The following is a 21,668-nucleotide window of genomic DNA, read 5'->3' on the forward strand; positions in this document are numbered from 1 at the left end:
ATTCCTACTGCCTAGCCGTCTGCGATCGAAAGATTCCCGGCGGGACGCCTGTCATGCGTCGAAAATGGCGCGTGAAAGCGCTTTGATCGCAGAAGCCGGTTTCCAGCGCGATGTCGCTCAAGGAGGAGTCCGTCGTGGCGAGCAGATGCAACGCTTCATCGAGGCGAACCTTCATGGCGAGTTGGCGTGGAGTGAGGTGAAAGACGCGCTGGACGAGTCGCGTAAAGCGCACGGTCGAGAGTCCGCAAAGCTCCGCGAGCTCCGCCATCTCGGGTGGATCCTGCAGTCGTGTTTGCAGCACCTCGATGGCTTGGGCGAGTTCCGGCAAGCCATGGCTGGCCGCGCGACTGGCGGAATCTTCCACATCGCGCGAGATGCCCATGAGGGCGGCGATCTTTCCCGTCCGACGGTCGAGTACCGGATACTTGCTGGTCAGACACCAACCCCGGCCGCGGTTCGGGTAGAGGTGCAATTCGAGTTGGTCGAGCACCGGCTTGCCGCTTTCGAGCACGCGCCGGTCCTGCCGCTCGTAACGTTCGGCCAGGGCGGTGGGAAAAAAATCGGAAGGACGTTTGCCCACCAGCCGTGCTTTTTCCGCGAGAGCGCAGCGCTCCATGAGCGCCCGGTTCACCGCCAGATAGCGGCCCGCGCGGTCCTTGATGAAAAAGACCACGTTCGGCAAATCGTCGAAGACGCGCTCGAGCGGCAGGACGAGCGAAAGTCCGTCCATCTCGAGCAGCGACGTGAGGCCTTTCATGCCGCGCAGCTTATTCACGCGTAGCGGTCGACGTCGAGCAGCCCGAGGTCGAAGCGGGGCGGTTCCCGGTCGACCAACTGGCCGACTAGTTCGCCGGTGATCGGGGCGAGGCTCAGCCCCATCATGGCGTGTCCGGTCGCGACCACGAGATTCGTCGCGGCCCGCGTGCGGCCGAGATAGGGCAGGCCATCCGGCGAGCACGGGCGCAGGCCACACCACGGTTGCAGCCCCGCGAAATGCTCGCGACGGAAATGGGGAAAATAGTGCGGCACCGCGCGCAGAATGCCCTCCACGCGCCGTGGGTTGATGCGTTCGTTCGTGCCGGCGATTTCCATCGTGCCGCCGAAGCGCAGTGCATTACCCATCGGCGTCACCGCTATCCGCGCTTCGGTGAAGATCGAACAGAGCTGAGGTTGCTCGATCGGCTCTGGCAACGTGACGCTGTAGCCTTTGCCCGCCTGCATCGGCAGCCGCAGACCGAGCTCCGGAGACCATGCGCCGCCGGCGAGGATGAATTCGTCGGCGGCAATTTCGCCGCGCGTGGTGCGGGCGGCGACGAAACGATCGCCCTCTCGTCGCCATCCGATGACGTTCCCATCGTAAAGCAGTTCCGCGCCGGTCGCCCGCAAGCGACGTTCGAGCGTAGCGACATAACGCGCCGGGTCGAGATGGCAGTCCTTCTCGAAATAGACCGCTCCGGCAATGTCCATTGTCACGCTGGGATCGCGCGCGGCGGTTTGCGGCGCATCGAGCACTTTGGCCGGGATGTCCAGCGTCTGCGCCTTCGCGGCGGTTCGCGCTTCTTCCTCCAACGCGCGTTCGGTTTTGCACAGCATGAGCAGGCCCTTCTTCACCAACCCGAAGTCCTCCTCCTCGGCCAATCGCGCGTAGAGTTCGCGGCTGGCGAGATGCAAGTCGCGCAGCAGCGGTGCCACTCGCTGGACGCGCTCCGGAGTGCTGGCCCGCCAAAAGCGGATGGCCCAGGCAAGCAGATCCCAGTCGAGCCGCGGCTGGATGTAAAACGGCGATTCCGGATTCCACATCCATTTCAACCCGAGCCCGATCATCCCCGGCGCGGCCAGGGGAACGAAGTGACTGGGGACGATCATCCCTGCGTTGCCCAGCGAAGCGCCCCGGCGTGCGGGCGCGCGCTCGATGACGGTCACGCGATGCCCGCGCCGAGCGCACTCCAGCGCGGCGCTGAGCCCGATCACGCCTCCGCCGACGATCGCGACGTGTTTCATCGCCTCACGGATGCCGCGGCTTCACGTCGAGCAAATGCCGCACGAAGAAGTCCATCCGCCGCCGGACGCCGTAGGGCGTCTCCGCCGCACCGTGATTGGTGTTGGTCATCACCAGGAGCTCGAAATCCTTGTCCGCCTTTTCCAGCGCATTCACGACCTGCATGGTCGAGGAAGGGTCGACGTTGTGATCCAACTCGCCCACGCAGAGCATCAGCGCGCCTTGCACCTTGGCCGCGTCCACGACATTGGAATTGCGCACATACGAATCGTCCAGCGGCCAGCCCAGCCATTGTTCATTCCACCAGATCTTGTCCATGCGGTTGTCGTGGCATCCGCAATCCGCAAAAGCCGCCTTGTAGAAATCCGCATGATCGATGAGCGCCCGCATCGCGCTCTGTCCACCCGCGGAGCCGCCATAAATGCCGACGTGGTCGAGGTCCATCCACGGTCGGGTGGCCGCCGCGCTGCGGATCCACGCGATGCGGTCCGGGAAACCGGCGTCCTTGAGATTCTTCCAGGCCACGTCATGGAAGGCCTTGCCGCGAAAATTCGTCCCCATGCCATCCGCCTGCACCACGATGAAACCCAACTCCGCGAGCATGTGCTGGCGCAGGAGCCGCCCGAACGTCTTCGGCGCGAAAGCGCCATGCGGCCCGGCATATACTTCCTCCAGCACCGGATACTTTCGCGCTGGATCGAAGTTCGATGGCTTGATGATCACGCCGTAGATATCGGTCTGGCCGTCGCGTCCTTTCGCGGTGAATCGCTCGGGCCACGTCCAGCCCGCGCCGAGTAACGCCTGGACTTCGGCATGCTCCAACTCACAGACCTGTGCGCCGCTATCGCTGCGGCGCAATTCGGTGGTGGGCGCCAGATCGGCACGGGACCAGCGATCGACGAAATAGCGACCATCCGGCGAAAAGGTCACCTCGTGATTGCCATCGCCCTGGGTGAGTTGCGCGAAGCCAGTGCCATCGAAATTCACCCGGCAGAGATGCTGATGGTAAGGATCTTCATTGGCCCGCAAGCCGCTGGCCAGATACCACACCTCGCGTTTCTCTTCGTCGACCTTTTCGACGTTCCTCACGACGCCTTGCCCCGGCGTGACCAGCGCCTTTTGCGTCCCCGTCGCGACATCATAGAGATACAAGCGGCACCAACCATCGCGCTCGCTCATCCACAGCAACTCACCGGTCTTATCCAGCCACTGCCGCCACGTTTTCTTCGTATAGTCGATGAAGGTCGCGCTCTTTTCCTCCACTACCGCGCGCGTCGTTCCAGTCGCGGCTTTGACGCCGATGATGCGGTACAACTGGTGGCCGCGCTGATTGTAATCGAAGAAAAACTCGTCGCTCCGCGGGGCCCAGCGGCCGTCGACCTCCAATCGGTCCGTGAACGGCGTGGGGAAGAGCGCATTGTCGATGGGCGTCACGCTGCGATCCGCCAGGCGCACGAGCAGCGGTTGCGGATTGGGAAGAGGATCGCCGGGTTTGGCGTACGGATAAGTGAGGACCTTTGGCTGCAATCGATCTGGCGGCGAGGACTGCACGAGCGTTACTTCGCGCGTAGTGATTTTTCCCGCGCGGCTAATGACAAAGCTCTGCGAGTCCGGAGCCCACTGCGCCCGGCCGTGATAAGCATTCTCTTCCGTCCCGTCCCTGGTCAGCATCGTTACTGCTTCATCGGCGATGTGGTGAAGCGCGACATTGTGATTCTCGATACGCACCTCCCATTGTCCATCGGGCGAGGTGCTGCGGACCGCGGGACGCTTTTCCCTTTCGCGGATGTCGCGCATCGTTCCCTTGCCATCGATGACGATTTCCATCGGCTCGTCCGTCGCCTCGAGGACCGCGATCGTTCCGCCCATCGAGTCGGAGAGCAGCCAGGTGTGCCCGACGAACGTGTGCTGGGCAAATTCTCCCGTGGGCTTGATGTGCCCGTAGAGTTTGTTCTTCCCCTCAGTATCGATCCACGAGACATCGACCGGCTCCGCCATGTGATTGACGAAGCGGAAGGTCGTCGGGGTGTTCGATTTTCGAGAAGGCCGCGGCTTGAGCGAACCGTTCGCCGAGGTGGTGACCGTCTGCTTCGGCAAGTCCAATCCGTCGAGGTCCGGCGCGCGCTGAATCTTTCCCGTCTCCGCATCGACGGCGACGTATTCCCAAGTCTCCGGCCCGGTTTGCACGCGATACCAAAGGCGCTGGTTTCCTGGCAGCCAATGCACGTCGAACCTGGCGCGAAACACCGTGTTTTCCGTGCGCTTGGGCAGGCTGAGCGCGCGGTCGTAATCGGCAGCTGAGCCACCGGCGAGCAGCGGTGTCGAGGTCACGGTCGCAGCGCAGAAATGAAGGAGGAGGAAACGGAGGATTTTATTCATCGGATGCCGGTGCGGAAGGGATCGTCGGGGTCGAGAAGGAGAGTGGCTTCGGAAGTGATGAAGGCGGAGCCGGTAATGGTGGGAGCGATGAGACCCTTTTCCTGATCAAGCCAGCGGAAGCTTCCGCGGAATTTGCTGCCGATGAAGCTTTCCTGCACCCATTCGACGCCTTCCGGCAACATGCCGTCCGCAGCCAGACAGGCGAGTTTGGCGCTGGTGCCTGTGCCGCAAGGCGAGCGGTCATAAGCCCGGCCGGGGCAGAGGACAAAATTGCGAGAGTCACCGCCACACTGTGGGTCGCCATAAAATTCGACGTGGTCCACTTCGGGAAAGCCGCTGGTATTGAGGATCTTCCGGATCCGCCAGGCGATATCGGTGAGCCGTTCCACGTCGTTGAGCACCAGCGGACCGGTGTTGCTTTTGGTCAGGAAAAACCAGTTGCCTCCCCAAGCCACGTCGCCCACCACCACACCCAGACCGGGAACATCAAGCCGGATATCCTTGGCCAGGCGATAGCTCGGCACATTGGCACATGACGCACGCCCTTTCCCATGCCAGGTGGCATCAATGATCCCCACCGGAGTCTCGATGCGCAATTGGCCGTCGCCGATTTTGCCCAGGTGCGCGAGCGTCGCCACGACACCGATCGTCCCGTGACCGCACATCCCGAGGTAGCCGATGTTGTTGAAGAAGATGATGCCCACCGAGCAGGACGGATCGCTGGGCTCGCAAAGCAGCGCACCCACGAGCACCTCCGAGCCGCGCGGCTCATTCACCACAGCCGCACGAAAGCCATCGAAGTGCTCGCGCAGGAGCGCGAGGCGCCCGCTAATCGGCCCATCGCCGAGATCCGGCCCGCCGGAGATCACGACCCGGGTCGGCTCGCCGCCCGTGTGTGAGTCGATGACGTGGATGCGGTCCATGGCGATCGCTCAGCGGCGCGCGCGGGCCTTTTTGGTTTTCCCTGCCATCAGGGCTTCGATCTCCCCGGCTTCCATCGGGATGTCGGCCATGAGGCTCTGTGGGCCATCCTTGGTCACGAGCACGGTGTCCTCGAGTCGAATGCCGAGGTTTTCCTCGGGAATATAAATGCCCGGCTCGCAAGTCATCACCCAGCCGGCCTCAATCGGCGCGCCGATGACGGAGACATCGTGCACATCGAGTCCGATCGGATGGCCGATGCCGTGCATGAAATATTTCCGCACGGCTTTCTTTTCCGCTCCTTGTTTCCGCACCTCCGCGGCCTTGATCAATTTCAAGTCGACGAGCTCTTTCGCCATCGCTTCATCGGCCACCTCACGCCATTCCTTCGGCGTGATGCCGGGCTCCAGCGCCGCTTCGCACACGCGATAGACGCGCAACACGGCGTCGTAGATCTGGCGCTGGCGCCGGGTGAAACGGCCATTCACCGGCAGGGTCCGCGTGAGATCGGCATTGTAGTTGGCGCAACACGCCGCGACATCAAGTAACAGCAGGTCACCATCGCGGCACGGACCGTCGTTTTGGATGTAATGCAATGCGCACGCATTCGCGCCCGAGCCGATGATCGGCGAATAGGCAAACTTCGCACCCCGCGAGATGAACTCGTGCGCGAATTCGGCTTCCACCTCGTTCTCGGTCACACCCGGCTTCAAGAAACGGGCGACGCGACGAAAGCCATCGCCGGTGATGGCGCACGCCTGGCGCAGGAGAGCCACCTCGGCGTCCGACTTCACCGAGCGCAAGGCGTGGAGCAGGGGAGCGAGCCGATGATAACGGTGCAGCGGAAACGCCCGATGGGTCTCGTGCACGAATCGCGCCTCGCGAGTCTCGACCGTCACCACGGCGCGGGGATGTTCGTTGTTGTTGAGATAGACGTTCTCCGCCTCGCACATCAGAGCGCGAAAAAGCACGGGAAATTCCGACAGCCATTCCACGCGCGCGATGCCGGAAACGGTTTTCGCTTCCTCCTTCGAGAGGCGCTTGCCTTCCCACGTCTCGATGAGCGGCGAAGTCTCGCGCACGAAAAGGATTTCGCGGTTCCGCTCGTCGCTGGCCTCGGAAAGAGCAGGAGAATCGATTCCTCCTGCGCGACTCCGCTGAGATAGAAGAGGTCGGCATTCGGATGGAGGATGAGCGAGCCGTCGGCATTCGTCGGCAGCACGTCGTTGTTGTTTAAAGCGACGAACGACTTCGGCGGCAGCAGCGACGCAGGCGTGTGCGATTCTCGACGAAGAGTTGGGCGGGGATGGGGGCGTGGCGCATGACGCTATTTCTTCGGCACCTTGGGCGCGGCGGCAATCCCATCGTGGATGATCTTGAGCACGGCTTTGCGTTCGGCGCCCTTGAGCGGCAGTCGCGGCGCGCGCGTCCATTCGCGGCCGAGTCCACACTCCTGGGTGCAGAGTTTGATGTATTGCACGAACTTCACGTGGGTATCGAGGTGCAGCAGCGGCGTGAACCAACGGTAAATCTCCCGCGCCTTCGCCCAATCACCGGCCAGGATCAATTCCCAGAAGTATTGATTCTGCGCCGGAAAGGCGATGCCGGTGCCGGCCACCCAGCCGTCGATGCCGAGCACCGCCGATTCGAGGACGAGATCATCCACGCCGGTAAAAATCGCATAGCGATCGCCGACCGTGTTGCGCAGATCTGTGATGCGGCGCGTATTCCCAGAGCTCTCCTTGAGCGCTACGAAATTCGGGACACTCGCCAGCTGAGCAAACATTTCTGGAGTCAGGTCGTTTCCGTAGGAAATCGGGTTATTGTAGATCATGATCGGCAACCCCGTGGCCTTCGCCACCGTGCGAAAATGGGCCAGGGTCTCGACCGGATCGGGCGTCTTGTAAACCATCGGAGGCAGCAGCATCACGCCATCCGCGCCGAGCGCTTCGCAATCGCGCGTGTAGCGGCAGGCCTCGGCCGTGCTGGTCTCCGCGACCCCGCTCAACACCGGAATGCGCCCGCTGATTGCGCGGACCATCTCGCGCACCATGAGCCGTTTCTCCTCTCCGGTGAGCATCTGATTCTCCCCGAGCGAGCCAAGGATCACCACGCCGGTGATGCCACTTTCGATCAGCACCTCGATGTGCCGCGCGGTGGCCTCGAGATCGAGCGACCCATCCTTGTGCATTTGGGTGGTGACGGCGGGGAACACTCCCTGCCAGCGATTCGACTTGGGTTTCCGGGGAGGGGCTTTCATGAGATTCAGACGAGACTAGCGAAACCGTGCGAAAAGCTCTTGTTCGGAATCACACCGGGTGCTCGCGAATATAGACAAGCGGTGCCTCTAAGAGACTGTGAAATAAATAAATCGCTTTCCCCCCGCGTGTCATTCTTGGAGCGGAGTGGAGGGAGTGTAACGACCGGAACGCAGTCGAAGAATCCCGTGGGACAACCACCGATGATCTCTGGTAAAGCGACGGGGTTCTTCGACTCCGTGCCCCGCCACTTTACCGCTCGGGGCACTCCGCTCAGAATGACCGCGAGGAGGGTGGTTTATTTATTTCACCGTCCCAACGACCCTGCCGTCGGCGAGACGGAAGATTACGTCGGCCAGCAGGTCGGCCTCGGCGCGGGAATGCGTTATGTGGAGCGCGGTTACGCCGTGCTCGCGTTGCACCCGCCGTAGGAGCGCGGCGAGGTCGTCGCGGAGTTCTTCGTCGATGGCGCTGAGCGGTTCGTCGAGCAGAAGAACCTTGGGCTGGGCGGCGAGGGCGCGGCCCAGCGCCACGCGCTGACGTTCGCCGCCGGAGAGATGATGGGGAAGGCGATCGAGCAACGCGGTGAGGCCGAGCTCGGTGGCCAGTTGATCGACGCGTTGCGCGATTTCCGCCGCCGCACGCCGCCGCACCTGCAGCGCGAAGCCCAGTTGCTCCCGCACGGTCATCGTGGGAAAGAGCGCGCCATCCTGCGGCACATAACCGATGCCGCGCATCGCCGGCGGATCTTCGGTGACATCGCGATCTCCGATCCGCACGCGCCCCGCCGATGGACGGCGCAGCCCGCAGATGATCTCCAACAGCGTCGTCTTTCCACTCCCGGTGCGCCCCATGAGGACGCCATAGCTTCCGGTGGGAATGGAAAAGCCGATGTCCTCCAGGCGAAAATTTCCGGCATGCCAGGTGATGGACTCGAGCTGGATCACAGGCGTTCTCCCAGGATGCGCACCGCCACGAGTACCACGAGGGCTAGGGCGACCAGCAGCAGGCTCACCGCGATGGCGGCTTCGAGATGGCCGGCACCGAGTTCGATGAAAATGCTGGTCGGCAATACCTCGGTTTTCAGGCGGGTGAGGCCGGCGAAGATGAGGATGGGGCCGAATTCGCCGAGGCTGCGCGCCCACGCGACGCTAAACGCGGTCAGCATTCCGCGCCGCGCGGCGGGCAGTGTCACCAGCCACGCGGCCTGCCCGCGCGAGCAACCCAGAGTCATGGCCACATCTTCCGGACGAGAGGAAAGATGATCGAAGACATTGCGCATGGTGCGTACGGCGAAGGCGGCGCCGATGACAAATTGCGCGAGGACAATGCCGGGAACGGCATAGGTGAATGGGATCGCGCGCTCGATTACCTTGCCCACCGGTGTCTGGAAAAACGTGAGCAGGCACATGCCCACGACCATCGGCGGCAGCACGATGGGAATATCCAGCGCGGCATCGAGCCACGATTTGCCCCGGAACTGCGCGCGCGAGAGCAAATAGCCCACTGGCACCGCGAGCAGCAGCGCGAGCAGGGCCGAGGTGGTGGCGCTCACCAGGCTCAGGCCAGTCGAGTAGCGAATTTCTCGCGAGCCCAGCGCCGCCCACAAATGCGCCGGGGTGGTGTAGGTGGCCAGCGAGCCGAGCATCGCGAGCAGGAAGAGCAGATACAGGGCGGTGGCCAGCGTGAGGCCGCTCCAGAATGGCGAAAGGCGTGTGGCACGGTTGGTCATTGCCCCGCCCATTTTTCTCCACCGGCCGGGGTGAAGCCATTCGCCTGGAAGACGGCGCCGCCCTTGTCCGGCGCGGTGAGATAGTGCGCGAAGCGCAGCGCCGCGTCCGGTTGCGTGGAAAAGGCGAGCACGCAGGCCGAGGCATTTTCGTGGATGCCGGAAAGTTCGGGCACTTCGATCGCTTGCGTGTCCTTGAATTGCGCAGTCACGGTGTCCCAGATGATCCCGGCATCGACGGTGCCGAGATTCACGTCCGCGGCGACTTCGGTGACCGTCGGTTTCATCACGGTGGCGTGCGCGGCGAGCTGGTTCCATTTTTCGCCGAGGGTCTTGCGCGACACGCGCGAGATGCTGGCGGCTTCGGGGTTGGCCAGCGCGGTTTTCACGTCGGCGCGCAGGAGATCATCGAGGGTGTGGATACCTTTCGGGTTACTCAGGCGCACGGCGATGACCGGACGTTGAACGGCGATGGCGAAGACTTCGCGCACGACCCCGGCCTGGCGGGCGTCGTTCACCGAACCTTCATCCACCGGCAGGTAGAGGTCGCCCTGTTTGGCCACGCGCAAACTGCTCAAGAGCGTGCCGCTGCCGCCAAATTGCAGGCGCACTTCCGTCCCGGTGTCCTGACGATATTGTTCGACGATCGTCTCCAGCGATTTCTTGAGGCTCGCCGCGCAATAGACCGTGAGCGGCGCCGCAGTTCCGCCGCTGGATGTCGAAGCGCGATGCTGGTAAAAAGCCACGCCCGCCAGCAGGGCGGCGAGAAGCAGGATGAGCGCGGCGAGTTTTTTCATGGCAGGCGCCACATTGTGCGCGGCGGAGAGGCAGAGCCAAGCACAAGCGACAGCGTCGCTACCGATGGGCTGCCAGCCGCCTGGCTGCGCCTATTCCTTCAGCAGGGTCGGCTCTTTCTTGCCGCGCTTGAAAACGCTGCGGGCGTCTTTGAGCGAAACGCCTTCGATGAAATACGAGACGGCGGCGTGGCCGATGGAATACGTGCCCGCGCCGGCGACGGCGCCGGAGATGGCGTTGCCCCAGCCGGGGAGGAACTTCACCGCGGCGCGCGCGCCTTCGCGCAGGGCGAGGCCGAGGCCGACATTGGCGCCGACTGCGGTCATGAATTCCGCGGCGAGCCTGGCGCTCATTTCGCGTCCGCTGATGTGCATGATGCCGGCGACCATAGTGGCCTGCAGCGAGGTGAGAATCGGGAAATCGGCGAGCGGGATCGGCTGTGCGCCGATGGCGGTGCAGATGGCGGTGACGGATTTGATGACGACCTGCGCGATTTGCTTTTGCAGGGCGCGATTGCTGGAAAGCCGCGCCATCTCGAGTTGCGCTGCCGGTGGAAGTTCAATGGCGATCAGCTCCGCGAGCCGCTGTCCCACGGGATCACCGAATAGCGCCAGCGTGCCGGCCATGCGGGCGCTCAATTCCGGGCGCGTGTGGAGGACGGCGTGGAGTTCCTGGCGGGCGGCTTCGATCTCGCCGCCGTCGCCTGGCAGAAGCAGCCCCATGAGTTTGGGCACCGCGCCTTCGCGCGGCGTGACGACGGGGAGAAGCTGCACAGCGTGATCGAGATCGGCGCTGAGCGAATCGCCGATCGGGCCGGCGGAGCGTGCGAAGATGAAGAGGTCGGGCGGTTCCTGGGTGAGCACTTCGCGCAGCAGGGGCAGCGAGGCGGGGCGGCGCGCATCGAGCAGACGCAGGCTGCCGCGGCCGGTGCGGTCGATCGTCTGCCAATGGCCATCGCTGAGATTTTCCTCGCCGGGCCGGAACACTTCGTCGCCAAAGAGTGTGGCCAGCAGTTCCGCTTTGCCCGCGCCATTCGGTCCCACGAGCACGAGGCGCGGCGGGCGCTGCATGAGGAAGAGTGTCTTGATCGGCGTGATCTCACGCAGGATCGGCTGCTGCAGTCCCGCGGGAAGCTTGTTCACCAGCGCTTCAAGTTTTTCGTAGAGTGGCAGGAATGAGGAAGGCTTCATCGAGGCGGGCGCTGTTTTAACCGTTGTGTTTCACCATGGCGTATCCTCCATCATTCCGCCAGTTCGGACGGCGAGGATTCTCCTACAGAAACGTTTGGGCGTCGATTTTGCGTGTTCGCGCGCGACTTTTTTCGCGCGGTTTGTTTGGCTCACCGGCTCGATGTCCGATCAGTCCTCTCCCTCCGCTTCCTCTGCGATTGCCTTGCGCATCGCAACCGTGACCATGCTCGTGGTTCTCGCGATCGCGGCAATCCTGCTCGTGCCGAAACATGAACCTTGGTTCGACGAAGTGCAGGCGTGGTTTCTCGCCCGCGATGCCAGCGTTTGGGATATCCTGTGGAAGTATGCGCGCTATGAGGGGAGCACTTCGCTGTGGCATTTGCTGCTGACCATTCCCGCGAAGGCGGGCGCACCGGCCATGACGCTCAATTTCGTCTCGGCGGCGCTGGCGGTCATCGGTGGGGCGCTGCTGCTTTTCCGGAGTCCATTTCCGCCGCTGCTGCGGCTGCTGCTGCCGGTGACGTATTTCTTTTTCTATCAGTACGGCATCGTCGCGCGAAATTACGCGCTGCTCATGCCGCTGCTCTGGCTGGTCGCGGTGGTGTATCCGGCACGATTCACGCACCCGTGGCGTTATGTGGTGATGCTCATCATCGTGACCCAGGTGAGCCTGCACGCCGCGTGGATGGGCGGCTCGCTCATGGTGTGTTTCTTGTGGGAGGCGTGGCATCGCATGAGGTGGTCGATATCGCGTCTGCGGCCGTTCACACTGGCCTTTGCCGTCGATACGGCGCTGATCGTCGCGCAGCTCTGGCCGCCGGCGGATATCTTTGGTCCGCCGTGGGAAAAGATGAATCAGGAGCGGATCACCACCGCGTTGAGCGAAGTGCTGCTCGGGACGGTGCTGCCGTGGCCGGCGATTTCCGCTCTGGTGCTGCTTTGCGCCGTTTGCTTTTTCTACACGCGCGGAGTGTTGCTCTCGTATCTGCTCTCGGTGGCCGGGTTGCTGGGCCTTGTTCATCTTCCGCTTTTACAGCGTCTGGCACGGCGGAATGATTTTTGCCCTGCTGATCCTGCACACGTGGCTCGCTTTGGTGAGCCCGGTACGGCGGCCGATCGGTCACATTGCTGACCGCTGGTGGCCGTTGCTAACGACGGGTGCGCTGACCTGCGTCGCGATCGTGCAGGTCTATTGGTCGGCGATGGCGAGCTGGCATGATTGGGAATTCCCGTATTCCGGCAGTCGCGAAGCCGCGCAGTATCTGCGTGAGCACGGCATCGACAAACAGCGCATCCATGCTTTCAAGTTCGCCACCTGCGCGGTGTTGATTGGTCTGGATCACAATCCGTTCACCAACATCGCGCCGTACATGCCAGGGTCGTTCTGGGTGTGGACGAAAGAGATTTTTGCCGGGCAAAATCCCAAGGCGTTGGTGCAGGGCAATCCGGATTGGATTTTGGCGGGCGCGCAATTGCGTCCGCCGGTGGATGTCGTGCCGCCGCCGTTACCGGGGTACGCGCTCGATCACGTGTTCTCTGGGCGGATTATTTGGAAGGACGGGTTCTATCGGACGGATTCGTATTACCTCTATAAGCGCGTGAGGTAGGGCGCACTGGCTACAACTCTCTGACGGTCTGGGCGGACAGCATCAAGGCAACGCCGCCAAAATCACATCCACATGCTCCTCCGGCTTCACCTTGCGAAAGACGGCGTGGATCTTTCCCTCCGGATTGACGATGAAGGTACTACGCTCGGTGCCCATGTATTTGCGGCCGTACATGCTCTTCTCCACCCACACGCCGTAGGACTCGACGATCTTCTTTTCCTCGTCGCTGATTAGCGGGAAGGGGAGCGAGTATTTGGTGACGAACTTGGTGTGGCTCTTCGCAGAGTCGATGCTGATGCCGAAGACCACGGCGCGGCCGGTGAATTCCTTCCACGCATCGCGCAAAGCACAGGCCTGTTTCGTGCAGCCCGGCGTATCGTCTTTCGGATAGAAATAAAGGACGACGGTCTGGCCTTTGAAGTTGGTGAGTTTGACGGTTTCGCCCCAGCCGTAAGTGCCGCCGACAGCGGTGGCGGTGAAGGTGGGGGCTTTGTCGCCGGGTTGCAGTTCTTTGCTCATGTTGCGGTAAAAGAAAAAGGGAAGGGGAAGATAGGCCGGGTGCCTGCTACTTGCTCTTCATTTCGTAGACGCCGTCCCACGGTCCGGTGGGTGGATGCGCCTGCAATTCCACGCAGCGCGCGATGAAGGTCTCGGCCAGTCCGTCGCCCGGTGCCTGCGCGAGCACTTCGCGCCAGATCTTTTCCGCGGCGGTGAATTCACCGGCGCGATACAGGCGCACCGCTTCCTCGTGGCGGGGAAGCCATGCGGGTTCGGGTGCGCCGCGCCGGCTGAGCACGGTGAAGATTTCCACCGGCTGGGTCTTCCCTTTGACGATGATGAGATCGACCGAGCGCAGGACAAATTTATCGCGGACCAACCCGGCGACATTTTCGCCGACACAGGAATCGATGTGATATTGCTTCGTCGCTCCTTCGAGCCGGGAACCAAGATTCACCGCGTCGCCGATGGTCGAGACTTCCATCTTCGCTTCGCAGCCGAGGTTGCCGACGATGGCCTCGCCCTGATTTACGCCGAAGCCGACCTGAATGGCGCCGATCCCACGCTTGACCCATTCCGCATTCAGCTTTGCGGTCCTTGCCCGCATGTCGAGCATGGCAGAGACGGCGCTCTCCGTATCGGTGACCGGACCGTTGCTGATGATGCTGCCCCAATGCGCCATCACGCAATCGCCGATGAACTTATCGAGCGTGCCGCGGTGCGCGTAGACGATGGCGACCATTGCCTCGAAGTATTCGTTGAGCTGCGAGACGAGCGCCTGCGGATCGGCCGTCTCGGTGCGCGTGGTGAAGCCGCGGATGTCGGAGAAGATGATGGTGATCTGTTTGCGCTCGCCGTGCAGCGTATTGAGGAAGCTGGCCGGGTTGTCGAGCACCTCGCGGGCGACATCCTTGCCGACATAACGGTCGAGCGCCTTGCGCGTGCGCTGTTTCTCGATGCGGTCGAGCACTTGCTCCCACGCGGCCCAGACGATGCCGCTGGCGATCAGCGTGATCAGCGGGCTCAGAAGCGAGGGAATGAGGTTGTAGTTATTCGCCAGGTTCTGCGCGATCTCGTAGTAGGCCAGAATGGCGAGGGCGAGGGACGAAGAGACGCAGGAGCGGCCGCCGCACCCAGGCGCCGAGCAGCCACGCCATGATCCCCCCAAGCACAACGAGGGGCGAGATTCGCTTGCGTGGAAAGATCGGTGAGAAAGTCGCCTTTGAGCGCGGAGTTAAGGGCGTTGAGGTGAATGTTGACGCCGGAGGTGATGCCATAAGGCGTCTGCACGCGATCTTCGGAGGCCTGCTCCGTGTTGCCGATGACGACGATCTTGTCGCGGAAGAGTTCGCCGTGGTTGTAGGGAGGCGCGTTCCATTGTGCATCGACGAAGATCTCGTGGAGCGAATGCGGGACGACGTCTTCCGAATAGCGGAAGATCACCGGGCGATGCCCGGGGGGCAATCGATCGACCAAACCGGCCTTTTCCAAGCCGCGCGCCGCGAGTGAAAAAATCTCTCGCGTGTGATCGCTGGCGGGGATGCCGAAGTATTCCTCCACGCTGGTGCGGTAATAGATGTGGCGCACCAAGCCATCCGCATCGGCGCGGATATTCACGAAGCCAATCCACGAGGGGCCATCGGGAGGGGGTTGCAATGTCTCCGCGGGGAGAATGTAGCGCTTGTCGATGAGATTGGAGCCGATGACGACTTTGTCGCGATGGCGGAGCAGGGCCGCGCGGAAGACGTCGTCGCCCGGTTTTTCCGCGGGGAAGACGATATCGAAAATGATGGCGCTGGCCCCAGCGTCGGCGAGGCGATCGACGATCGCGGCGTAGACCTCGCGCTTCCACGGGAAGCCCTCTTTCATGAGCCGCAAGGTCGGGGATTTTTCGAGATCGTCGCTAAATACCGCATCGAGCGAGCGCGTGGCTTCATCGATGCCGAGCAGGACGATGCGCGGATCGGCGGGCAAGCGACGAGCGGCGGTATTCGTGAGCAACCAGTCGCGGCTGGTGCGCTCGGCGTCGCCGTAAAACCAGCCCTGGACATAAAGAACGGCGACAGCGGCAGTGCACAGGAGGCAGATCATCGTCAAGGTGCGATGATGGGGAGGAAGCCTCGGTGTCATGGCGCAGGTAAATAGCGGCTGGCGGGCTCGGAACAAAGCGGGATTTGACCGGATATTGCGGCTTGACGTCGATTAGCGGTCGGGACAGCCTGCGGCGTCGTGATCGTAATCCGTTCCCTCTCGTTCACCAGGAAGGTGATTGTCGTTACTGCGCTGATGGCGCTCGGAGTTTTGCATGCCGCGGAAGTCCCGCCGCTGACTTCCGCCACCGTCACTCGTGTGGAGAATCATGTGAGTTATGGCAAGGTGATCGGCGATAAGAGCGAGACCCGTCCGGCGGTGCCGAACGATATCATCAAGGCGAATAACTTCCTGATGTCCGAGACGGATTCGCGCGCGGAACTGAAATACGAGGACGGCACGCTGGTGCGCATCGGGCAGAACACGATCTTTTCCTTCGACGCGGCCACGCGGACGCTGAACCTGAAGAAGGGGACGTTCGTTTTCTATATGCCGAAGGGCAAGGGTGGCGGCACGATCAAGACCCCGAGTTTCACCGCGGCGATCACCGGCACAGTGGGCAAGGTCTCGAACAACATCATCGCGATCATCGAAGGAGAGATCACGCTCCTGCCTTCGGGACGCAAAGTGCCGGCGGGCTTTTTTGCGCGGATCAATGCGGACGGGTCGATTGATATTCTGCCGTTCGACATGACCAAGGCGTTCGACGGCAAGCTGATGACTTTCAACGGCCCGTTGGTCTCGCTGCCGGAGACGGCTTTCGGCTCGATGCTCAATTACTTCCAGAGCCTCGGACGCGACTATACCGACGTGAACAACCTGCCCTCCAGCGTGAATCACTTTAATCCGAACCAACCGACGCCGACGCGGACTCCGACCGTCCATCACGCGACGCCCGCGCCTACGCCCGTCCCGCAGACTCCCACGCCACCGCCTACGACTCCGTCGTCGTCTCCGCAGTTCCAATTTTCTCCTCCGTAGCACGATGGAACCCCCGGCATCTTCGATGAAAGCGCGTTTTGTACCCCCCACGCTCCTGCTGCTGCTTGGCATTTGCGGCTCCCTGCTCGCGCAGGACGGCAAGACTTACACTTATCACACCCAAGGTTCCCTCGCGCAGAGTTCGAAGCAGAGCGCGCAGGAGGTCGAGGATATCGGTCAGATCGACGAAGAAGGCGGGAGCACGACGCTGCGGGACAAGCTGCGTTTCAACATCAACTTCCAGACCGCCTATACGACGAATGCGCTGCTCCAGGGGAACCACGGCAGTGGCGACGTGCTCTTCCTGCCGTCGTTGGACGTGGGCTTTCACACGGCGCTGAGCAAGCATTTCAACTTCGATCTCGATACGAAGGTGGACTCGGTCATCTACTCGCGGTTCCAGGATCGTGGCATCGTCGGCTACAGCGCGCAGGCCACGCTCGACTATCATATCAAGCAGGGGTTGCCGCGGTTTTACGCCACACTCGAGCCGTATCGTTACGAGAGCTTCGACACCGGGCAATTACAGACCGAGGCCATTGGGTTCACCGGGGGCACGGATTGGGGCGTCCCGTTCAATGGCGGGCGCACGCTGGGTTTCGTGGGCTATAGCTTCACAGAGTATTTAGCCGATCCGGACATCGACACCCGCATGGTGCACCGCGCGGTGGTGGGCCTGGCGCACCAGATCCGCACGAATCTCACGTTGCAGCTCTACTACGTCTATCAATTCAGCGATTACACCGATTTCGACCGTAGCGATTCCAAGCACACGATCTCCGGCAACCTGATCTATCAATTCAACGACCACTGGTACGGCAGCTTCACGACGAGCTTCATTAATAACGGCTCGACGCAGGAACACGCGGCCTACCAGAGCTTCAGTACCTCACTGGGGCTGTCGTTGCATTTCTAATCCGCCTTCGCGCTCGCGGAGAATTGCTTTCCCTCGCTGCGCAAATCCCATGCGGCGGCGACGATCGCCGGCCAGTCCTCCAGGAGTCGGCCGTAGCTGGCGATGAGCTTTTGCATGAGGATGCGGTTTTCCTCATTCGTGCGGCCGGCTTTTAATTCATACGGGATGTCGAAGTCCTCATGTTGCATCCGGTCGCGGGAGTGATCGAGAAAGTCCCGAATGTCGCGCCGCCAGAATTCCGGGGCATCGATTTCGGTGAAGAGTGCGTGTTCGAGCGCCATGATCTTTTGGCTCTCATGGGTCAGCACGATACGGTGCAAGGCTTCACGGAAATCGAGCGTCGGCTGAGCGGCGAATTCGCAAATATAGCGGCCGAGCTTCTGCATGCGAGCCGTGGTGTCGGCCTGGGTGGCCGGTTGATGGCCCGCCATGATCGCCCGCAGGATTTGTGAGAATTCAAATACGGAACCCTGTCGCGCGCGATTGATCTCCCCGGGATGCAGCGGTGCGTTGTCGCCGTTGGTTTCGTGGCGAAGACAGAGCGGCAGATGCCCGGAGAGCGCGCCGGGACAGCAAGCCCCCATCGTGGCCCCGAAAACGAGGTCCTCCGCGGGCAGCACTGGAAAGAAAGGCGGCAGCAACTCGCGATGATCGAGCCCGATCGCCATGCCGGGTGAGACCGTGCCGTCACCCACCGAAGGCGTCGCGAGGCGAGCGAGGGCTCCGCGACTGGCGAAGCTGGCGCGATAGCGTATTTCCGCCTCGGCCGCGAGTTCCCGCTCGGTGCCCTTGTGCGGAGCGTAGAAACTGGATGTCGGAATAGCGGGATTGCCCGCGTGCCCGAGGTGCGTCGTGCGAATGCGCGCCGCGCCGGAATCCAGCAGGTGGAGAAACGTGAGGCCGAGTTTGCGCACATTCACCTCATTCACCGGCACACCAGCGAGCAGGTCGCCCAGGTTGCGGCCGAGGAGCTTTTCCTGTTCGGCGAGATAATCGCGGGGCTCGAAGCTGACCGCCTCCAGCGCGTCGGCGCGGTCGGCGAAGACCCAGCGATCATAGGGATCGGTATCGGAGAAGAGCGCGAGCTTGAAGTCGCCCGAGTCCGTGGAAGCGAGTTCGCAGAGGACATCGTCAGCCACCGCGGCGAGGACGCTGCCGGCTTCGTGCAACATCAGCGCATTGCGATTCGCTCCGCCGGCCGACCCTGCGCCGAAAGGATCGAAGAGCGCAAACTCGACCGCTTCCGGCCGGCATTGGCTGCGCCGGATGAGTTCGGTGGCGAAAAGCCGCTTTTCCTGCTCACCGAGATAGCGCAGCGTCACGCCGAGGTCGGCCGCACGTTCACCGGCCAGCCCGCGCAGGCGTCCTCGGTGTCCGGCATCCACGGCACTGTCGGCGACGAGAAAATCCACGGCGCGGCCATGCGTTTGCACATTTTCCGCGAAACTGCCGAGGGCGCGCAGCAGGAGGTCGGCGCGATCTCCAGCCGTGGAAAAGCCAATGACGCCAATCTTCGCCGGTGTCGCGTTTGATTCGCGAATCGCCGCGGCCCGCGTGTAGAGCTCGGTGCGCGAGATGAAAAGCCCGGCGCGCACCAGCTTGCGTTGCCAGGAGCGGAGAGCTTCGATTTCCGCGCTCCCCCAGGCCTGCGATTCGGCATAGCGCGCAATGTGCCCAGGCAGCGAGCGAAACTCCGTGCACCGCAATGCGAAATCTACCACGAAGGACGGCATCAGCACCGGCAGATGGTCGCGCACATAAACCGCCCGTGTGTCCTCCCCGGCGACGAACGCCGTGAAAGGTGTATGGCGCCACAGTTCCGGGGATGGTTCCGGGCCGGAGCCGTCGTCGGTTGTGTCGAAGTCGTGGATGGAGTTGTCGAAGTCGTTGGGGGCCATTGTGCGCCGCTAAAGGCCTGCGCGGTTGCCTTCCAGCCGCAATTCCCGTTCCATGTTTGGGTTCCATGACCACAGCGAACAAAATCACCATCACCCGGATTCTGCTGATTCCCGTTTTCGTGATGATGGCGATCTACTACGGCCGGAGTGTGCAAAGGGGGGCGCCTATCGAATGGCAGCGCTGGGCGGCCATTGCCGTCTTCACCGTCGCCGCGGCGAGCGATGGCATCGACGGCTACATCGCCCGCCGCTTCAACCAGCGCACCCGCCTCGGTGTGGTGCTCGACCCGATTGCCGACAAGGGATTGCTCCTCACCGGGATCATCACGCTCAGCGTTTCGAATTGGGCCTACGAATTCCCGGCCTGGTTCGCGGTCCTCGTGGTGGCACGCGACGCGGTCATCGTCATCGGCACCCTCACCCTGCATTTCCTCAATGGCAGCGTGCACGTGCGTCCGACCTGGATGGGCAAGACGGCCACCGCGCTGCAGATGGTCGCCATCGGCGTCTACATGCTGCAGTACAACCCCTTCCAGGAAAACCTCGTCGTCGGCCGCTGGAATCTCGACGTGGCTTTTCTCGATATCCCGGTCTGGCTGGCCGGCATCTTCACCCTGCTTTCCGGCATGGGCTACCTCGCGCAAGGCGTCGCGCAGATGCATCATCACGGGCACCCGGATCCGAAGGACCAGAATGAGATCTGAAGGGGAGAAGTTGATAGTTGAGAGTTGATGGTTGATAGCCGCCGGTGGTCTGCGGGACGCATTCACAGGGCTGCGCATTGAAGCAAAACTTGCGCAGGTGGTTTCCTGACATACCCTACGAGCCGTTTTCCCAGCGATGACCTGAGTCGAGAAAGCGGCTATCAACCATCCACTCTCAACTATCCACTAATCCCCAGTGTCCCCGCACCGTAGCCATCGTCGGCCGGCCGAATGTCGGCAAATCCGCTCTTTTCAATCGTCTCGCCGGACGGAAGATTTCCATCGTGCACGACATGCCGGGCGTGACGCGCGATCGCATCACCTCGCAGTGTAAGCTGGGGAACTATCCATTTGAGATCATCGACACCGGTGGTATCGGCGCCAATGTCGATGCCAGCTTCACCGAACAGGTGCGTGCGGAAGTGGAGATCGCCCTCGGCTCGGCGGACGTGTTGCTTTTCGTGGTCGATGGCCAGGACGGTCTGACCCCGCTCGACCAGGAACTCGCCCGGCTCATGCGTCGCACCGCCAAACCGCTGCTCCTCGCGATCAATAAGATCGACGTGGATCAACACGGCCCGCGTGCCGCGGAGTTCTCGCAGCTCGGCTTCTCGGAATCCATCGCCATCAGTGCAGAGCACAATCGCGGCATCCTCCCACTCGTCGCGTGGCTGGAGCGCATGCTCCCCGCGCCGATCTTTGACGAGGCAGGCCCCGGCTCCGATCCCGCGTCGCCGATCAAGATCGCCATTGTTGGCCGGCCCAACGTCGGCAAATCCTCGCTGACCAACGCGATCCTGAACGACGACCGGACCCTCGTTTCGCCGATCAGCGGGACGACGCGCGACGCTATCGACATTCCCTATGAGCGGCACGGGCAGCACTATGTGCTCATCGACACCGCCGGCATCCGTCCGCGAGGGAAGGTGGATAACTCAGTCGAAGTCTTCAGCGTGATGCGCAGCGAGACGAGCATTCGCCGGGCGGATATTTGCTGCCTGGTCATCGACGCCGAACAGGGTGTGACCGCTCAGGACAAAAGGATCGCCGGCATGATCCAGGAGGAAAACAAGCCGTGCATCGTGGCCTTCAATAAATGGGATTTGATCAAGGACCGCACGGACTCGAAGGAGGAACTGAAGGAGGTGCTCGATGGATTGCGCGAGGAGCTGTTTTTCATCCCCTACGCGCCCAGCATGCTGGTCAGCGCCAAAACTGGTGCGGAACTCACGCGTCTTTTCAAGACGATCGAACGCATTCGCAGCGAATCGCAATTCCGAATCGGCACTGGCGTTCTCAATCGTCTGCTCGCGGAGGCGGTGGCCTTGCATCCGCCGGCCATGAAGAGCGGCAAGCGCCTGAAAGTGCTCTTTGGCACGCAGCCCGACCGGCCCCACGGTAAGGTTATCCCGATTCCGGAGTTCGTCCTTTTCGTCAATGATGACGGCTTGCTCGACCAGAGCTACCACCGCTATCTGGATTCCAAGTTGCGCGAGAAAGCGCCCTACACCGGTCTGCCAATTCTCCTTCACCTCCGCGCCCGTGCGGCGCGGGACAAGAGCAACGATACGCGCGGTCAAAAGTTCGGTCGTAATCCCGAGACCGGTGGGCGTCCTCCCTCGGGGCCTCGCAAACGGACGAACAAGAAAGCCGACAAACCGCGCCGGCGATTGGGCGGGTGAGCGGTCGGCGTTGCCATCGC

At 62.3% G+C, this 21,668-nt stretch carries 20 protein-coding genes and 1 pseudogene; 6 read left to right on the plus strand and 15 right to left on the minus strand.

Annotation, left to right across the window (positions count from 1 at the left end):
- Positions 1–4: 4 nt before the first annotated feature.
- The 11 genes and pseudogenes from CFE428DRAFT_RS09555 to CFE428DRAFT_RS09600 all read right to left on the minus strand — a co-directional run bounded on the left by CFE428DRAFT_RS09555 (position 5) and on the right by CFE428DRAFT_RS09600 (position 11,271).
- Complete coding sequence (locus tag CFE428DRAFT_RS09555) at positions 5–757, minus strand: AraC family transcriptional regulator (protein ID WP_006979314.1); 753 nt, start codon at positions 755–757, stop codon at positions 5–7.
- A 14-nt stretch (positions 758–771) separates the two neighbouring features.
- Positions 772–2,001 carry an NAD(P)/FAD-dependent oxidoreductase gene (locus CFE428DRAFT_RS09560; protein ID WP_006979315.1) on the minus strand — a complete coding sequence of 410 codons (1,230 nt, stop codon included), beginning with the start codon at positions 1,999–2,001 and terminating at the stop codon, positions 772–774.
- A gap of 4 nt (positions 2,002–2,005) precedes the next feature.
- Positions 2,006–4,378 (minus strand): prolyl oligopeptidase family serine peptidase, encoded by a 2,373-nt coding sequence (locus CFE428DRAFT_RS09565; protein WP_006979316.1) that lies wholly within the window; start codon positions 4,376–4,378, stop codon positions 2,006–2,008.
- Entirely contained in the window at positions 4,375–5,301 is a 927-nt protein-coding gene (locus tag CFE428DRAFT_RS09570; protein ID WP_006979317.1) for a proline racemase family protein, read from the minus strand. Before CFE428DRAFT_RS09570 ends, CFE428DRAFT_RS09565 begins: the two co-directional genes overlap by 4 nt.
- Before the next feature lie 9 nt (positions 5,302–5,310).
- On the minus strand, positions 5,311–6,252 hold the full coding sequence (locus CFE428DRAFT_RS09575) for a M24 family metallopeptidase (protein WP_237705471.1): 942 nt from the start codon (positions 6,250–6,252) through the stop codon (positions 5,311–5,313).
- A gap of 36 nt (positions 6,253–6,288) precedes the next feature.
- Positions 6,289–6,521, minus strand: a pseudogene (locus CFE428DRAFT_RS39690) (aminopeptidase P N-terminal domain-containing protein); the annotation flags it as partial.
- A gap of 105 nt (positions 6,522–6,626) precedes the next feature.
- Positions 6,627–7,559 carry a dihydrodipicolinate synthase family protein gene (locus CFE428DRAFT_RS09580; RefSeq protein ID WP_006979319.1) on the minus strand — a complete coding sequence of 311 codons (933 nt, stop codon included), beginning with the start codon at positions 7,557–7,559 and terminating at the stop codon, positions 6,627–6,629.
- Positions 7,560–7,859: 300 nt separating this feature from the next.
- A complete protein-coding gene (locus CFE428DRAFT_RS09585) occupies positions 7,860–8,504 on the minus strand; it encodes an ABC transporter ATP-binding protein (RefSeq protein WP_006979320.1) in 645 nt (214 codons plus the stop codon).
- Positions 8,501–9,289, minus strand: a complete 789-nt coding sequence (locus CFE428DRAFT_RS09590; protein WP_006979321.1) for an ABC transporter permease — start codon at positions 9,287–9,289, stop codon at positions 8,501–8,503. The genes CFE428DRAFT_RS09585 and CFE428DRAFT_RS09590 overlap by 4 nt, the downstream gene beginning before the upstream one ends.
- A complete protein-coding gene (locus CFE428DRAFT_RS09595; RefSeq protein ID WP_006979322.1) occupies positions 9,286–10,083 on the minus strand; it encodes an extracellular solute-binding protein in 798 nt (265 codons plus the stop codon). The genes CFE428DRAFT_RS09590 and CFE428DRAFT_RS09595 overlap by 4 nt, the downstream gene beginning before the upstream one ends.
- Positions 10,084–10,173: 90 nt before the next feature.
- Positions 10,174–11,271 (minus strand): YcjF family protein, encoded by a 1,098-nt coding sequence (locus CFE428DRAFT_RS09600; RefSeq protein WP_006979323.1) that lies wholly within the window; start codon positions 11,269–11,271, stop codon positions 10,174–10,176.
- Positions 11,272–11,431: 160 nt separating this feature from the next.
- Between CFE428DRAFT_RS09600 and CFE428DRAFT_RS09605 the strand changes: the two genes are divergently transcribed.
- Positions 11,432–12,403 (plus strand): hypothetical protein, encoded by a 972-nt coding sequence (locus CFE428DRAFT_RS09605; RefSeq protein WP_006979324.1) that lies wholly within the window; start codon positions 11,432–11,434, stop codon positions 12,401–12,403.
- Positions 12,404–12,416: 13 nt separating this feature from the next.
- On the plus strand, positions 12,417–12,878 hold the full coding sequence (locus CFE428DRAFT_RS09610; protein WP_006979325.1) for a hypothetical protein: 462 nt from the start codon (positions 12,417–12,419) through the stop codon (positions 12,876–12,878).
- A 42-nt stretch (positions 12,879–12,920) separates the two neighbouring features.
- On the opposite strand, the gene bcp is transcribed toward CFE428DRAFT_RS09610, so the two are convergent.
- From bcp to CFE428DRAFT_RS39695, 3 genes are read right to left on the minus strand one after another with little or no spacing between them, the layout of a single operon-like run.
- Positions 12,921–13,397: a thioredoxin-dependent thiol peroxidase gene (gene bcp, locus CFE428DRAFT_RS09615; RefSeq protein ID WP_006979326.1), complete on the minus strand. Its 477-nt coding sequence runs from the start codon at positions 13,395–13,397 to the stop codon at positions 12,921–12,923.
- Positions 13,398–13,443: 46 nt separating this feature from the next.
- Positions 13,444–14,346: an adenylate/guanylate cyclase domain-containing protein gene (locus tag CFE428DRAFT_RS09620; protein ID WP_006979327.1), complete on the minus strand. Its 903-nt coding sequence runs from the start codon at positions 14,344–14,346 to the stop codon at positions 13,444–13,446.
- A gap of 53 nt (positions 14,347–14,399) precedes the next feature.
- Positions 14,400–15,467: a CHASE2 domain-containing protein gene (locus CFE428DRAFT_RS39695; RefSeq protein ID WP_006979328.1), complete on the minus strand. Its 1,068-nt coding sequence runs from the start codon at positions 15,465–15,467 to the stop codon at positions 14,400–14,402.
- Between the two features lie 174 nt (positions 15,468–15,641).
- On the opposite strand from CFE428DRAFT_RS39695, the gene CFE428DRAFT_RS09630 reads away from it, so the two are divergent.
- Positions 15,642–16,448, plus strand: a complete 807-nt coding sequence (locus CFE428DRAFT_RS09630; protein WP_131989674.1) for a FecR domain-containing protein — start codon at positions 15,642–15,644, stop codon at positions 16,446–16,448.
- Positions 16,449–16,473: 25 nt separating this feature from the next.
- Positions 16,474–17,364 carry an outer membrane beta-barrel protein gene (locus CFE428DRAFT_RS09635; RefSeq protein WP_006979330.1) on the plus strand — a complete coding sequence of 297 codons (891 nt, stop codon included), beginning with the start codon at positions 16,474–16,476 and terminating at the stop codon, positions 17,362–17,364.
- Here the strand turns inward: CFE428DRAFT_RS09635 and CFE428DRAFT_RS09640 are convergent.
- Entirely contained in the window at positions 17,361–19,262 is a 1,902-nt protein-coding gene (locus CFE428DRAFT_RS09640; protein WP_006979331.1) for a hypothetical protein, read from the minus strand. The genes CFE428DRAFT_RS09635 and CFE428DRAFT_RS09640 overlap by 4 nt on opposite strands.
- Before the next feature lie 65 nt (positions 19,263–19,327).
- Here CFE428DRAFT_RS09640 and pgsA point away from each other — a divergent pair, with 65 nt between their 5' ends.
- The gene (gene pgsA, locus CFE428DRAFT_RS09645) at positions 19,328–19,966 is read left to right on the plus strand and encodes a CDP-diacylglycerol--glycerol-3-phosphate 3-phosphatidyltransferase (RefSeq protein WP_006979332.1); all 639 of its coding nucleotides are present in this window, start codon (positions 19,328–19,330) and stop codon (positions 19,964–19,966) included.
- 215 nt (positions 19,967–20,181) lie between these two features.
- Positions 20,182–21,648 carry a ribosome biogenesis GTPase Der gene (der, locus tag CFE428DRAFT_RS09650; RefSeq protein ID WP_237705473.1) on the plus strand — a complete coding sequence of 489 codons (1,467 nt, stop codon included), beginning with the start codon at positions 20,182–20,184 and terminating at the stop codon, positions 21,646–21,648.
- The last annotated feature ends 20 nt before the right edge of the window (positions 21,649–21,668 follow it).

Origin of the sequence: Chthoniobacter flavus Ellin428 (genome assembly GCF_000173075.1) — a bacterium.
Taxonomy (GTDB): Bacteria; Verrucomicrobiota; Verrucomicrobiia; order Chthoniobacterales; family Chthoniobacteraceae; genus Chthoniobacter; species Chthoniobacter flavus.